Source organism: Maribacter aurantiacus (assembly GCF_005780245.1).
Classification (GTDB): Bacteria; Bacteroidota; Bacteroidia; order Flavobacteriales; family Flavobacteriaceae; genus Maribacter; species Maribacter flavus.
On the sequence record NZ_VBUK01000007.1, the window covers coordinates 17249 to 32113 of the forward strand.

Consider the following 14865-nt stretch of genomic DNA (forward strand, 5'->3'; position numbering starts at 1 on the left):
GATGCCAACATTACATTGGATAGGAAAAGATAAAGTAGTAAACCACCATAGGGACGTTCCTTTTAGAGTGTTGGAACATCAGTATGGTTTTGATGCCAAAGGCGATAAAAAAGAAGCTACACAATCAGGAAATAAAGTTATTCATGGCGATAACTTGGAGGCATTAAAAGCTCTATTGCCTGAATACGAAGGAAAAATTGATTGTATCTATATAGACCCTCCATACAATACCGGAAATGAAGGATGGGTGTATAATGACAATGTAAACCATCCTAAAATAAAGAAATGGTTGGGCGAAGTAGTTGGCAAAGAAGGAGATGATTTAACACGTCATGACAAGTGGTTGTGTATGATGTACCCTAGAGTTAAGCTATTACACCAACTTTTATCAGATGAAGGTGTCATATTCATATCTCTTGATGATAATGAACAAGCACATTTACAACTATTGTGTGATGAGATTTTTGGGCATTCAAACTCTATTGGACCAATAATCCAAAATAAAATGAATGCAAAAAATGATACAGTAAATATTCAAAAGAACCATGAATTCATCCTTGTTTATAGAAAGAAAACTCATTATAAAGATGGCACAAAAGTAAAGCCATCTTTGATTCATAACGATTTTAAAATAAGAGACATTCTTCAAGAAGGTGAAAAGTATTATTATATCAATGATGCTATAACTACTAGAGGTGAAGGAGGCACTCTGAATGCTCGTCCAAATTTGGGTTATACAGTATATTTCAACCCTAAAACAATAGATAAAATTGCTGTTCAGGATTATGATGTTGAACTAGCCAAAACATCAAATAATTTGAATGAGATTTATTCTGAAGATAAAGAGCTAGTAAAAAAAGGGTATTTACCTATCAGACCACCAAAAGTTCGAGGAAAATTGGGATGTTGGACTTGGTCATTGGAAAAATTCAATGCAGAGAAAGAAAATATTGTGATAACAGGAAAAAAAGGTTCTTATGCTGTAAAAAAGAGAACTTTTGTTGATGAAAAGGATGTTTCTGAGACCGAAGGAAAGCTTATATATAAATCAATAAAATCTGGAAACTCAAGAAGTATTTTAGATTTTTCAACCAATGAAGGAACAAACGCCTTAAATAATATTATGGGTAAATCTAACATGTTTGACAACCCAAAAAATGTCGGCATGATAGAATACTTAATAGGGTTGTTAAACACTAAAAACCCAACTATTTTAGACTCTTTTGCTGGTTCAGGAACCACAGCTCATGCCGTATTAAACTTGAATAAGCAAGACGGAGGCAATCGAAAATTCATTTTGGTAGAAATGGAAGATTATGCCAATACCATTACTACCGAAAGGGTTAAGCGAGTAATCAAAGGCTACGGAAAGGATGCTAAGAAAACGGAAGGCACAGGCGGGTCATTCGATTTTTATGAATTGGGCTTGCCTTTATTCGATACCAACGAAAACCTAAACGAAGCTGTTGGAATTGAAAAAATTCGTGAGTACATCTGGTATAGCGAAACAAGAACACCTTTCATTGATCCAAAATCAGGAAACGACAACGAACATTTCTTAGGTTCTAAAGACGAAACTGCCTACTATTTTGTGTACGATAAAAACGCCCTCACTACTTTGGATTATGATGCTTTAAGCAGCATTAAAACCAAAGCCGGTCAGTACGTGATCTATGCAGATAACTGCTTATTACCAAAGGAGTTTATGGCGAAGAACAATATTATATTCAAAAAAATCCCTAGGGATATAACGAGATTTTAGCCCATGAGTAATTTAATTCCAAACGAATCAGAATTTATTCTCTACACCACACCCAATGGTGAGGTAAGGTTAGATGTATTGGTACTGGACGAAACCATTTGGCTTACCCAAGATGGGATGCAAGAGTTGTTCGGGAAAGCTAAATCCACTATAAGTGAGCATATTAAGAATGTTTTTGACGAAGGTGAGTTGGAACGGGATCCAACTGTTCGGAAATTCCGAACAGTTCAAACCGAAGGTCAAAGAGAGGTATCAAGAGATCTTGAATACTACAATCTTGATGTTATCATATCAGTTGGTTATCGAGTGAAGTCCCCAAGAGGTACTCAATTTAGAATTTGGGCAACCCAAGTTATAAAGGAGTACATCATTAAAGGTTTTGCAATGGATGATAATCGCTTGAAACAAGCAGGAACCACATTTGGTAAAGACTACTTCAAGGAATTACTGGAGAGGGTTCGTTCCATCCGTGCAAGTGAACGCAGAATCTACCAACAAATCACCGATATTTTTGCAGAATGTAGCATCGACTACGATCCCCAATCGGACATCACCAAGAATTTTTATGCTGCGGTTCAAAACAAATTTCACTTTGCCATTACAGGAAAAACGGCTGCCGAAATCATTTACTTAAATGCAGATGCCAAAAAAGAAAACATGGGATTGACCACTTGGAAAAACTCTCCGGATGGTAGAATCCTTAAATCGGACACCGAAGTAGCTAAAAACTACCTGCAAGAAAAGGAGATAAAACAATTGGAAAGAACGGTTTCAGGTTATTTCGATTACATCGAAAACCTTATTGAACGCAGAAATACCTTTACTATGGAAAGTCTTGCCGAAAGCGTGAATAAGTTTTTGACATTCAACGAATACAAGATTTTGGAAGGCAAAGGGAACGTATCTCGAAAACAAGCTTTACAAAAGGCAGAGCAACAATACACCGTGTTTAACAAAACACAGAAAATAGAATCTGATTTTGACAAACACATCAAAAGATTAAAGAAATAGAGCATGGAATTAAAAGGATATCAACAAAAAGTAATTACAGACCTGGAGCTATACTTGGAGTATATTCAGGAACACAAAAGCCTTGACCTTGCTTTTAATAAATATTGGGAGGATAAAATTGGACCATACAACGCATTTGATGGAACAGGAATGGAACCCTATAAAAACAACGTAGCGAAAGCTGCCAATGTTTGTGTAAAAGTGCCTACCGCAGGTGGTAAAACCTTTATTGCAGTAAATGCTTTACATACAATATTTTCAGCTTATGATAGCTCTAAACCAAAAGCGGTAATATGGTTAGTGCCTTGGAGTAACCTTTTGCAACAAACCGTTGCAAACCTCTCCAATCCTGAGCATCCATACCGCCAAAAGTTAAATTCATTATTCAACCATAGAGTTGAAGTGTATGAGAAAGAGAACTTACTACAAGGTTCTAATTTCAATCCTACGGTTGTGCAAGACCAGTTGAGCATTATCGTGATGAACTTTGCCAGTTTGCGTGCAAAGAAAAAGGAAGACCGTAAAGTATTTCAAGAAAATGGTCAGTTAGAATCCTTCGTGTCACAATATGCCAATAAAGAACACTTACTAACCGATACGGACGAAACAGCATTGATTAACGTAATCAGAAGTTTAAATCCGGTGGTAGTGGTAGATGAAAGCCACAATGCTGAAAGTGATTTAAGTGTTGATATGCTGAAAAACCTTAATCCTTCTTTCATTTTAGACCTTACAGCAACGCCAAAAAACAATAGCAATATTGTGAGTTTGGTTCCTGCCATAGAGCTAAAAAAAGAGAATATGGTTAAGCTTCCAGTTATCGTTTACAACAATCACGATAAAACGGAAGTCATCAACAATGCACTTCATCTTCAACGCAAACTGGAACTACTGGCAAAGAAACAGGAAGAAGAAGGTGGAAAGTACATTCGTCCCATTGTGTTGTTTCAGGCACAGCCGAAAACGAATGACGACAACACTACCTTTGAGAAATTGAAAGAACAATTGCTTGCTTTGAGAATCCCTGAAGAGCAAATCAAAATAAAAACAGCTAACATAGACGAGCTCAAAGGTATTGACTTGATGAGTCGTGAATGTGAAGTACGATACATTATTACGATCAACGCCTTAAAAGAAGGTTGGGATTGTCCTTTTGCGTACATCTTAGCCTCATTAGCTGATAAATCATCTTCGGTAGATGTTGAGCAAATTTTAGGAAGGGTTTTACGTCAGCCTTATGTTCAGAGACACAAATCTTTTCAGTTGAATCTTTCTTATGTGCTTACCGCTTCGGCAAAGTTCAATGAAACATTGCAGAGTATAGTACAAGGGTTGCAAGCATCCGGTTTTAGCGAAAAGGATTATCGCAAGCGTGATGTTATGACCGAAGAAGAGAAAACTACAAGCGTTGTAGATCCGGTTGATCAATTCCTATTCCCTGAAAAACATGAAGAACAAGAAGCGGAAGAAACAATTGATACAAATAGAATTTCCTTCAATCCAAACATTGAAGAAGACGGAACTCCTGCCTCTACCCCTGTGATAGATGAAATTGAGGCTATTGCGGAAGAACAAAACAGAGAGTTAGAAAAACAAATAGAGGAACAAAGTAAGCAACCGGTCGATGAAAATATATTTCAGGAAATGGGTGAAAAAGTAAAACGATACGGCATGAAAGAAAACTGCCGTGAAAGTGCCACAAGCATAAAACTTCCACAATTCTTTTTAAATGTGGTAGCCAGTGATATTTTCAATACAAGTGAAGAATTGCTCAATAGAGAATCACTTCTGAAAGACTTCAAATTGGCAGACGAAGACACAAAAATTGACTTCGACCAAATTTCGTCCGACCTGTATAAAATTGACTTGGAAGAAGCCAAGAAAAATGAATATCGACCATCTTTCACAAAGATTGAAGACCAAGTAATCAAAGATCCTATTGCCGAATACATTTTGGCAAAACCAAAAGAAAATCAGATAGCAGACATTACATACCAAATAATGAAGATTATTGGGAATATGTACCCCATTGCCGATCAGGAAATTCAAAAGTATGTAAGCAGAATTTTAGAAGGATTAAATGCAGAGCAACTCCGAGATATATTGGTAAGGAAATGGAGCTATACAGATAAAATAAAGGCAAAAATCCGAAGTCTTTCAGATGAGTATGCAGAGAAGCGATTTAATGACCTTATAAAGTCTAGGAAGATTAAAGTAATGTCCAACTGGACTTTACCCGAAGCTATTGTTCCAGGAAACTTAGGTTCTTCAATCGGTAACTCTTTATATGAAAGAGAGGGTTCAATGAACAACTTTGAAGAGAAAGTAATCATGGAAATTGGAACCTCTTCCAACGTAGTGTTTTGGCACAGGAACTTAGAGCGTGGAAAAGGATTTTATATCAATGGATTTAAAGCCAACCACTACCCGGATTTTATCCTATACACCAAGTCAGGTAAAACTATTCTAGTAGAAACCAAAGGAGACCACTTGGATAACACGGATAGTGCTGCAAAATGTCGATTAGGTAATGAATGGGAAAAACAAGCAGGACATGATTTTGCCTACTTTATGATATTCGACCAAAAAGAGGTGGATGGTGCATACACCTTGGATAAAGCAAAAGAATTAATAAAGGAGATGTAGGTATGGATGGAGGGTACTATGCTATAAAAGGCTTTGAATTTCAATTTGATAAAACACTAATTGAAGCACTAGATTCTGCTGATGAAAACGATGTTTTGTGTCTTGAACAAATTCAGGACATCAATAACAGCGATTTTGTAATGCAAGTGAAATACAAAGAAGCTTCAAAGCTAACTCCTTCTGTAATACGAGCACCTATTATTCAGTTAATAGAGGAATTTCAAAATGACAGATCGAAAAGGTACATTTTGTATTGCTATTTTTCGGACACTAATGGACATTCTGAAAACGTAGATTTAACGTTTTTAAATAACATATTAGGAAAAGAACAAGGACGTTTTACTACCGGTGATAAAAATGACTTTTTGAATGCGTTTGAGCTTAGATTTTCAGAAACATTTCAGACTCAATTTGAGACAGCACTGAATAAACTACAATTATTGGGCTTTGTTAATTCCAAAGATGATGCTATTTATTTCTATTCAATATTAGTTGATTACTTAAGAAAAAAGGTTGTAGATAACTCTCCTAGCAACCAAACAGGAAGACAAATTACAAAAAGAGAACTAGTCGATTATCTCAATAAAGGTCGAAAAATTATATTTCTTAATTCATTTAAAGAGTATAAAGGTGAACAGGAGTACTTCAAGCTTTTAAAGGCAAGGTTCAAAAAGCCAATTAAAAATCAGCATACAATTATGTATTTAGGAGAAGTGGCAGAAACAGATTCTTGCAATCTTCCGTCGTTTATACTTCAATTAATTGAAAAACATTATCATAAGGCAACTCACGATGTTAAGCCTCTCATATTTGTAATTCCTTCTGAAAAAGTTGAAAGCGTAAAAAGGTATCTTATAAATCAACACTGCCCATTTAATGATGGCTACGAGGCTATTCTCTTTAGTCAGAAGCACTTCGAATCTCCTGCAATTATTAATAAAAAGATACTGGGTGGAAAGCCAACAAATAGTCTTTCGAAAACTTCATTTAAAGCAAGGATTATATCAAGTGAAACTTTTGATAATATCAGCGAATTCGGATTAACTGCTTCATGGATTTTAGTTGACTGTGCAACACATAATTTAATCGGTGAATCTACCCATCAAGTTGTCAGTAAATTAAATACAGAACAAATATTAAAACTCTTTTAGAATGGATTCAAACAACTTTAAAATAATAAACGTTTCATCTACCTCAATTAGCATTGAGATAGTTGATCCAAGTCTTTTTGATGATCAGTTTAATTTGGGTAGCTACATCAAAATTCCTTACAAAAACAATGACACTAAATTTGTTATTGGAATAATCGAAAACTACCGTATTAAAGATGAGGACAACGGTGACGAAGAAACAGAATCCACCCAACCATCATTTGTTTTGGAGGTAAAACTTACCGGAACACTTGAAATTAATGGTTCAGAAAGCACATTTGAACGTGGAGGGCATGGAATACCATTACCGCCTAACAATGGAATCGCTTTACTATCTGAAGAAGAGCTTAGCAGCATCTTCACCACTAGAATTAAAGAAAATGAACAGTTTCATTTTTCAAAACTAACAACAAATGATTTGAAGGTTCCTGTAAATGGGAATAAATTCTTCAATAAACATTTCGCAATTGTAGGTTCAACAGGGTCTGGTAAATCACACACAGTCGCAAAGGTTTTACAACAAGCGGTGAACTCAAAAAATAGTGGATATACCGGGTTAAACAATTCACATATTGTGATTTTTGATATTCATGGCGAATACGAACAAGCTTTTCCAGAAGCAAATGTTTTGAATGCTACAAACTTAACTCTTCCTTATTGGATGTTAAATGGTGATGAGTTGGAACAGTTATTCTTGGATACGGGAGACAGAAATAATTACAACCAATCATCTGTATTGCGAAAAGTAATTACGGAAAATAAAAAGAAACACAACTCCGATATTGATAAAATACACTTTGATTCACCCTTAAAATTTGATATTCAAGAGGTTTATAACTGTTTATTTAACATTCAGACGGAAACGGTTAATTCCAAGGCATCCGATCGTTATATGATTGTTGGAGAGTGTGGTTCCTATAAGAATGGAGAATCTACTAAATCAGAAGATGGGGTTGAACTTTCGCCTCAACAAAGAATTGAAAAATACTTTGAAAGCAAGCTGCAATTCTATCCATCAAAATCCCAAAGCGTTACTAGTGGAACGTATGCCGATGGAACGTTGGATAAATTTATTGAAAGATTAGAAAACAAACTTCAAAATACACGTCTGGAGTTTTTATTTGGAGAAAAATCAAGAGATATTTCATTTGAAGAAACAGTCAAGCAGTTTATAGGGTACGAAAATTCAAAAGAATCAAACGTAACTATAATTAATCTTGGTGGAATTCCTTTTGAAGTACTTAGCATAACAGTTTCGCTTATTTCAAGAATATTATTCGATTTTGGTTTCTTCTTCAGCAAGCTCCTTTCAAATGGTCAAAAGGCTGAAACCCCACTATTATTGCTATATGAAGAAGCTCATATTTATGTTCCGAAAAGTGATCTCTTAAAATACAGATCATCAAAGTTAGCTATTGAAAGGATAGCTAAAGAAGGAAGAAAATATGGTGTTACGCTAGGAATTGTGAGTCAAAGACCTTCTGAAATATCAGAAACGATCTTCTCTCAGTGTAACAACTTCATCGCTATGAGGCTAACCAACCCGGAAGATCAAAATTATGTAAAACGTTTGTTGCCTGATACGCTTGGAAATTTGACAGAAACACTTCCAACCCTTCAATCTGGTGAAGCATTGCTAATTGGCGAATCAATTACACTTCCTTCTTTAGTGAAGATTGATAGATGCGATCCTGAACCAAAATCTTCGGATATAGAATATTTTGAGATATGGAAGGAACAATGGAAAAATGTTGATTTCAACAAAATCCTTGCTGAATGGAAAAAATAAGAATGTTATGAGCAAAGAAACACAAATAAAATGTCCCAACTGTGGAACTTCAATTGATGTTCAAGATATTCTTTCACATCAGTTAGAAGATGAAATAAAGCAGAAATATCAAGCTCAATTAGCGGAGGAAAAGAAAAAGTTTGAGAAGGAACAGGATGCTCTTCATCAAGAAAAGATTGAGTTTGAGAAAAAGAAGAAACAAGAAAATGAACTTTTTCAGGAAAGACTTGAAAAGCAACTCAAGGATGAGAAAAAGCAGCTCGAAGAAAAGCTTCGATTAAAATTAGCAGAAGAACAATCCGAACAAATAACTGCGTACCAAAAGGAATTGCAGGAGAAATCGGACCAAATCAAAGAACTTAATCGAACTAAAGCTGAAATCGAAAAACTTAAACGAGAAAAAGAAGAGTTAAAAGAAGCTGTTGAAGCAGAAGCTCAACGTAAAATCAATGAGCAAATAAGCGTTGAGAAAGAGAAGATTCGTAAATCGGAAGAAGAAAGAAATGAGCTTCGATTTAAAGAACTTCAAAAACAGCTAGAAGACCAAAAGAAGCTTACTGAAGAAATGAAGCGTAAGCAAGAGCAAGGTTCTATGCAAATGCAAGGTGAGGTTCAAGAATTGGCTATTGAAGAATGGTTGGCTAATAACTTTCCTTTGGATTCAATTCAAGAGATTAAAAAGGGAGCTCGTGGCGGAGATTGTATTCAGGTTGTGAATACGAGATCCAAGCAGAACTGTGGTTCCATTTACTATGAAAGTAAAAGAACAAAGGATTTTCAACCTAGTTGGATTGAGAAATTTAAAAACGACATTCGTGATCAGGGTGCTAATATCGGTGTCTTGGTGACAGATGCTATGCCTTCGGATATGGATAGATTGGGCATGAAAGACGGAATATGGATTTGTTCTTATGAAGAGTTTAAAGGGTTGTGTTTTGTGCTTCGTGAATCCATTATTCAAATAAGTAATGCTGTATCTACTCAGGAAAACAAAGGTGATAAAATGAGTATGCTCTATGATTTTTTAACTAGCAACGAGTTTAGATTACAAATTGAAGCAATTGTTGAAGGATTTACTCAAATGCAATCTGATTTAGAAACAGAAAAACGTTCTATAATGGGGCATTGGAAGAAACGAGAAAAGCAAATTCAAAAAGTTCTTCTGAATACAAATTATATGTACAGCTCAATTCGTGGTATCGCAGGAAATGCTATTCAACCAGTTCAGGCTTTAGAATTACCCGAAGCGGATGATGAAATAGAAGATTAAGAAATTATTATCCCTTATATTTTTAGAAATTTGTAAAATAAAATATGGCACAGACGATAAACATAGCAGTTGAAAAAGATCATATTGATTCTTTAACTCGTGCAAATGGCATAACTGCTATTTCTGAGCTTATTTGGAATGCCTTGGATGCTGATGCTACAAAGATTAAAATTAGTTACACACAAAACGGATTGGACGGATATCAATCCATTACAATATCAGATAATGGACATGGTTTGACTTACGAAAAAGCTCTTCAAGTTTTTGGGAGTTTGGGTGGTTCAGAGAAGAAAGTAAAAACCCAAAGCCCAAATGGTAGGCAGTATCACGGAAAAGAAGGTAAAGGACGTTTGAAAAGTCTTGCATTGGGGGATTTGGTAGAATTTAAAAGTCGTTATCAAAATAGTGAGCAGCTTTCTGAATTTACTATAAAACTGGACAGAAATCAATTATCCAAAGCTGACTTTTCTGATGTAAAAACTCTTGGTAAAAATTTTATCGGTGAACCAGGGTTTCAAATAACAATCAAAAATGTTGACGACAAGAGAGCTGATGAAGCACTATCTAAAGCAAACAAGTTAGAATTAGAGCAAAAATTTTCATCCTACTATGTTAGCTATCCTGATTTTGAAATTTCAGTTAATGGGGCAAAACTTGACTTTGAATCATTAATAAAAAATGATTATTCTGAGGAAATAAAAGCTGAGATAGAAGGCGAGGAAACTACCTTTGTTATCAAAATCGTTGAGTGGAATTTCTCTATTGACAAGAAAAAGACTTATTTGTGTAACTCAGAGGGTATTCCTTTTAGTGAAACAAACTTAGGAATCCGTTCTTCACTTCCCATTTCAATTTTTATTCAATCAGAATACATTGAGAAGCTTCACAGAGAAAATAAATTGGATATTGAGGGCTTGGATCCAAATATTTTGGCAATTCAAGAGGAAGCTAAGAAAATAGCAAGGCAGTATATTAAAGATCAGCTTCACAAGTACTCTGGAGAATTTATTGAAAATTTGAAGCGAGAAGGTCTTTATCCATATATGGGCGAAGCAGATGGAATTGTAGAATCAAGTAAAAGGCAAGTTTTTGATATTGTTGCTTTACAGTTAAATGAGTTCTTGCCAAATTTTGAGGATCAAGATCAGAAATCTAAAAAGCTTACTCTTACTCTTGTAAAAGAAGCTTTGGAAAAGGATTCAGATAGCCTAAGAAAGATATTGGAGGAAGTAATTGAACTCCCTGACGATAAACGTGAAGAACTTGTTGAAATACTTGAATTATCAAGCCTTAGCGACATAATTGATGCTATGACAGTCATAAAAAATAGGCTACATATCATTCAAGCCCTTGAAGAAATAGTTTACAATGATGATGTGGGTGGAAAGGTTCAAGAAAGAAAGCATCTACATAAGATAGTCATTCATGAAACATGGCTATTTGGGGATAATTATCAGTATGGAATTGACGATTCTACTCTGAAAAATGTTCTAAAAACATATCTGAAAGATGTCATGAAGAGGGATGATTTTGAAGAAATTGTGAACTCTGAGGACAATTCTGAATTGGGTAAAATACCGGATGTGTGTTTATGGTCTCAGTACTCACTTGGCAGCTTAGGGAAAGAAAATTTGGTTATCGAATTAAAGAAGCCTAATAAGTTGGCTGGTTTTGATGAAAAAAATCAGATTGAAAGTTATGCTTCAAGAGTTGTGAATGATGCCAGATTCCCCAAAGAAAAAACAAGGTGGCGATTCATTTTGTTGGTTAAAGATATAAAACCCGAAATTTCAAGTTCTGTGAATCAGAAAGGGAGACAAAGAGGGCATATAGTGGAGGGTGAAAATTATGATGTATTTGTGCTTACTTGGGGAGATGTCTTGTCAGAAGCAAAAATCCGACATGAGTACATAAAAGATAAGTTGAATATAAATCTCCAAGATAACGAAGCAGGGCTTCAATACTTACGGAATAAGTATAAGGAGTATCTTCCGGAGTCATTCTAACCATCCTCTTTTGAGATTTTCAACTTTTTGATAATATTCTCCAAAGCCTCTTCCTGTTTTGTAGTAAGCTTCCCTTTTTTCTCACAGCTTTTTTTGAGGCTATGGATGAAAGATGTGTCAAACCAATCGTTTTGTTCAGCCCATTTTAAGACAAGATTTATTCGGGTAAAATTTGAATTGGATTCATAGCTTGTGAAATCAAGAAGCTTTTGGTTGATTCGCTCTTTAATATTCAGCTGTTTTTCTGATAGGTTTCGTTTTCTTATGATGTCTTGATAAAAGCCGTATTCAAAATCGCTAAGTAATTTCTTATCCTTCATGAATTCAAGCACTTCGGCACTCATGCTTTTTGAAATATCTTCTTTTAACCGTTTGATTGATGTAAAAATCTTGTTGCCGTCATCAATGTTCAAGAATTTATTTACGCAACAATTTCCGACTTCGGTTATTGTGCCATTCATTTTGTTTTTAATAACACAGATATTCTTTATTGGGTAATGACCACATAGACACGATTCAAGTTCCTCACTGTAATAAGCGTAGTCAAAATCCCATTCAAACTTGGCATCCGTCCAATTATTGGATTCACTTCTATCAATTATCTCAGATATGAGTTTATACTCCATAAGCTATAAATTTCTCCAATGCTCCCAAATAATTACCATGGCAAGCGTATCCAGTTTGCAATAGCGTAATAAAGCCTCTTTGTAGGCTTTTTTTATTTCCGGTTGGTGTTTGCTGATACCAAAGAGCATATCCTCATAAGCTCGCATTGCTCCGGTTCCTTCGTTTACCTTTTCAGCATTTTCCAACAAGTCGATGGGTGGTAAATGTTTGTATGGGTTCTCAATTATTCCGTCTTCGCCACAATGCAATAAATTGATGCCTTCATCAAAATTGGACAGCCAGTTTTCGGTGCGTTTAGAATTGTTGGCAGCCAAAACAGCCGGCAGCGTTACTTTGATGCTGGTACGTCCTTTCATTACTGGATGGAAGTAGTATTTCAATGCCAAGTCGTTCATATCCACAAAGGCTCCGGCTCCGTTTTTATCGAATTTCACCACGTATTCCAACCATCGCTTTAATCCCGGAATGGATTGGTTGTACTCTTCCATTTGGTAATAGATGTTTCGCAAGGTGGTGTTTTCATGTGAACTCCACATCAAAAGTGTACCATCATATCCGACCTTATTCATCAAACTTTCTGCAAAAGCAAAGCTTGGAAATTTAGGATCGGTATTGAGCCATTCGCTATGAATTGGTTCAGCTCCTGGTTGTTTAATGGTATGGCAACTCCATTGAAAAGCACTCATTTCATACGGTCGCATGCCTTTATGAAAAGGCAAAGCCGTAATACAGGTTTCAAAGTCAATAAAATGCAGCGGATATTTCCACGAGTTGATTTCCTCTTTCAATTCCCTGGCTATCCATTCCGATTGAGCTTTAGTATTGTTGATCTGTATCAATCTGCGTTCACCCCAAACACCTTCAAACGCTTTTTCAGGCAAGGCATCTACATCCAGTTTCTTTTCCCCAATTAAAGCATTGGCAACGGATTCCTTATTTTCTTTAATATTCCCCAAACGGTACACATCTCTGATATGTAATTCCGGTTCCGGCATTCCTTTCCAACATTCATGGTAGCCGTTTTTATCTTCTCCGGCATTGTATTCACAAGAGAAGCAACCAATATTCAAAGGTTCCTGAATTTTCTCTCCCTTCTCTAAGCTCTCTGAATAAACTTTGATGGCGTTCTTAATGATGGAGCTACGTTTTTTCACTTCATCATTTACATCCACCTTCACCATAATATCATCCTTACGGATAAGTTCAGGATCACCAATAAACTCAATCTCGTAAAACTTAAACTGATTGTGAGCTTCTACTTCTTTGAGCTCAAACAAAGCATTTAAGCCATCTATTTGGGTTCGCTTGGCTTTATCCGGAACAAACAGAAAACAGTCGATATGAGCATCCGGAAATACTTCCTGTAATAGCTCTTTTTGAAAAGCAATATCCTCTAGGTATTCATCCCAACCTTTGTCAAATTTCGGATTATCGGAATCAAAGCCTTTGGACTTCACTTCAATAATCTCAAAACGATTGCCTTCCTTGACTAAAATGTCAATGGCAGCCACTTTGCCTTTCGTTAACAATGCCGGTTCAAAAAGAACTACTTTTTCTTTTTGCAGCTCTTCTTTAGTTTGATCTATGGCACTTTCCAGTCCGAGTTCATTTTGTATGCGAATACCTTCCGGAAAATGAAGCGTAGCCAATTTGCCAACGGCATAACCACCTTCCGCAAGGTATTCCATGTATTCGTTACCATCATTGGAAGATGGATAGCCATTTTTCTTGTAATACAACTTGGTCGGGCAGCTACGAGCTACCTTAAAATCGGACTTAGATAATATTTTTGAAAAGTCGGTTTTCATTTTCCAAGTTGCAAAATTTTAAAAGCTCCTTTTATTACAAGAATAAATACTATACTACCAATTATTAGATCCGGTATCCCTGAATTCAATAACATTACACATAAGCCTGCCATTATTACTCCTAAGTTGATAATTATATCATTAGAAGTAAAAATCATACTTGCCTTCATGTGTGCTTCGTGATTAGATTTTGATTTTTGGAGAAGAAAAAGGCAAATAGCATTTGCAATCAAAGCAAAAATGGAAACCAATATCATGGTTGAGAAATTGGGTAATGTTTCTGATCCTACGAATCTTCTTAGTACTTCAATAAAACCAATTACAGCAAGTAGTATTTGAAAATAACCTGCTAAGGTGGCTACTTTCTTTTTTCGTATAGCCGACTTACCAACCGCAAACAAACTCAATCCATAAACAATTGAATCAGCTAGCATATCCAAACTATCCGCAACTAATCCCATTGATTTAGAAAACCAACCTGTTGTTAGCTCTATGGTAAAAAACACAAAGTTTATAATAAGCACCGTCCATAATAGTTTGCTTTGCTTTTTATCTTCTGGCATTTTAACATCCTCGGTCTTTTCTGAAGATATGAGTTGATCGCCAAGTTTTAATTTATTAATAGCAATCTCAATTTCAGGCAAATTTCCCTCGTGAAACACAGTCAATTTACGGTCAGAAATATTGAAATCCAGTGTTTTAATACCTTCAACAGAGTCTAGCTTCATTCGAATTAGACTTTCTTCCGAAGGACAATCCATTTGTGTTATTTTAAATATACTTTTATCCATAATC

The 14865-nt window shown here is 35.6% G+C and carries 10 protein-coding genes; 7 read left to right on the forward strand and 3 right to left on the reverse strand.

Annotated elements, in window-relative coordinates; translation table 11 throughout:
- Position 1 precedes the first annotated feature (1 nt).
- From FEK29_RS11980 to FEK29_RS12010, 7 genes are read left to right on the forward strand one after another with little or no spacing between them, the layout of a single operon-like run.
- Positions 2 to 1762, forward strand: coding sequence for a site-specific DNA-methyltransferase (locus FEK29_RS11980; protein ID WP_138258680.1), 1761 nt, complete (start codon positions 2 to 4; stop codon positions 1760 to 1762).
- 3 nt (positions 1763 to 1765) lie between these two features.
- Entirely contained in the window at positions 1766 to 2773 is a 1008-nt protein-coding gene (locus tag FEK29_RS11985; protein WP_138258681.1) for a virulence RhuM family protein, read from the forward strand.
- Between the two features lie 3 nt (positions 2774 to 2776).
- The gene (locus FEK29_RS11990) at positions 2777 to 5419 is read left to right on the forward strand and encodes a DEAD/DEAH box helicase (RefSeq protein ID WP_138258682.1); all 2643 of its coding nucleotides are present in this window, start codon (positions 2777 to 2779) and stop codon (positions 5417 to 5419) included.
- 2 nt (positions 5420 to 5421) lie between these two features.
- Positions 5422 to 6570: a hypothetical protein gene (locus FEK29_RS11995; RefSeq protein ID WP_138258683.1), complete on the forward strand. Its 1149-nt coding sequence runs from the start codon at positions 5422 to 5424 to the stop codon at positions 6568 to 6570.
- A 1-nt stretch (position 6571) separates the two neighbouring features.
- Positions 6572 to 8359 carry an ATP-binding protein gene (locus tag FEK29_RS12000; protein WP_138258684.1) on the forward strand — a complete coding sequence of 596 codons (1788 nt, stop codon included), beginning with the start codon at positions 6572 to 6574 and terminating at the stop codon, positions 8357 to 8359.
- Between the two features lie 7 nt (positions 8360 to 8366).
- Positions 8367 to 9629, forward strand: coding sequence for a DUF2130 domain-containing protein (locus FEK29_RS12005; protein WP_138258685.1), 1263 nt, complete (start codon positions 8367 to 8369; stop codon positions 9627 to 9629).
- 44 nt (positions 9630 to 9673) lie between these two features.
- On the forward strand, positions 9674 to 11635 hold the full coding sequence (locus tag FEK29_RS12010; RefSeq protein ID WP_138258686.1) for an ATP-binding protein: 1962 nt from the start codon (positions 9674 to 9676) through the stop codon (positions 11633 to 11635).
- Here FEK29_RS12010 and FEK29_RS12015 read toward each other — a convergent pair.
- The 3 genes from FEK29_RS12015 to FEK29_RS12025 are packed head-to-tail and all read right to left on the reverse strand — an operon-like array spanning position 11632 to position 14861.
- The gene (locus tag FEK29_RS12015; protein ID WP_138258687.1) at positions 11632 to 12261 is read right to left on the reverse strand and encodes a hypothetical protein; all 630 of its coding nucleotides are present in this window, start codon (positions 12259 to 12261) and stop codon (positions 11632 to 11634) included. The two genes, FEK29_RS12010 and FEK29_RS12015, sit on opposite strands and share 4 nt — an antisense overlap.
- Before the next feature lie 3 nt (positions 12262 to 12264).
- The gene (locus FEK29_RS12020) at positions 12265 to 14070 is read right to left on the reverse strand and encodes a DUF2779 domain-containing protein (RefSeq protein WP_138258688.1); all 1806 of its coding nucleotides are present in this window, start codon (positions 14068 to 14070) and stop codon (positions 12265 to 12267) included.
- The gene (locus FEK29_RS12025) at positions 14067 to 14861 is read right to left on the reverse strand and encodes a cation transporter (protein WP_138258689.1); all 795 of its coding nucleotides are present in this window, start codon (positions 14859 to 14861) and stop codon (positions 14067 to 14069) included. The genes FEK29_RS12020 and FEK29_RS12025 overlap by 4 nt, the downstream gene beginning before the upstream one ends.
- Positions 14862 to 14865: the final 4 nt, after the last annotated feature.

What these genes read in the sequence shown, in the direction of transcription:
- FEK29_RS11980 (WP_138258680.1), top strand. Translation starts at nt 2, where the DNA reads ATGCCAACATTACATTGGATAGGAAAAGATAAAGTAGTAAACCACCAT.
- FEK29_RS11985 (WP_138258681.1), top strand. Translation starts at nt 1,766, where the DNA reads ATGAGTAATTTAATTCCAAACGAATCAGAATTTATTCTCTACACCACA.
- FEK29_RS11990 (WP_138258682.1), top strand. Translation starts at nt 2,777, where the DNA reads ATGGAATTAAAAGGATATCAACAAAAAGTAATTACAGACCTGGAGCTA.
- FEK29_RS11995 (WP_138258683.1), top strand. Translation starts at nt 5,422, where the DNA reads ATGGATGGAGGGTACTATGCTATAAAAGGCTTTGAATTTCAATTTGAT.
- FEK29_RS12000 (WP_138258684.1), top strand. Translation starts at nt 6,572, where the DNA reads ATGGATTCAAACAACTTTAAAATAATAAACGTTTCATCTACCTCAATT.
- FEK29_RS12005 (WP_138258685.1), top strand. Translation starts at nt 8,367, where the DNA reads ATGAGCAAAGAAACACAAATAAAATGTCCCAACTGTGGAACTTCAATT.
- FEK29_RS12010 (WP_138258686.1), top strand. Translation starts at nt 9,674, where the DNA reads ATGGCACAGACGATAAACATAGCAGTTGAAAAAGATCATATTGATTCT.
- FEK29_RS12015 (WP_138258687.1), bottom strand. Translation starts at nt 12,261, where the DNA reads ATGGAGTATAAACTCATATCTGAGATAATTGATAGAAGTGAATCCAAT.
- FEK29_RS12020 (WP_138258688.1), bottom strand. Translation starts at nt 14,070, where the DNA reads ATGAAAACCGACTTTTCAAAAATATTATCTAAGTCCGATTTTAAGGTA.
- FEK29_RS12025 (WP_138258689.1), bottom strand. Translation starts at nt 14,861, where the DNA reads ATGGATAAAAGTATATTTAAAATAACACAAATGGATTGTCCTTCGGAA.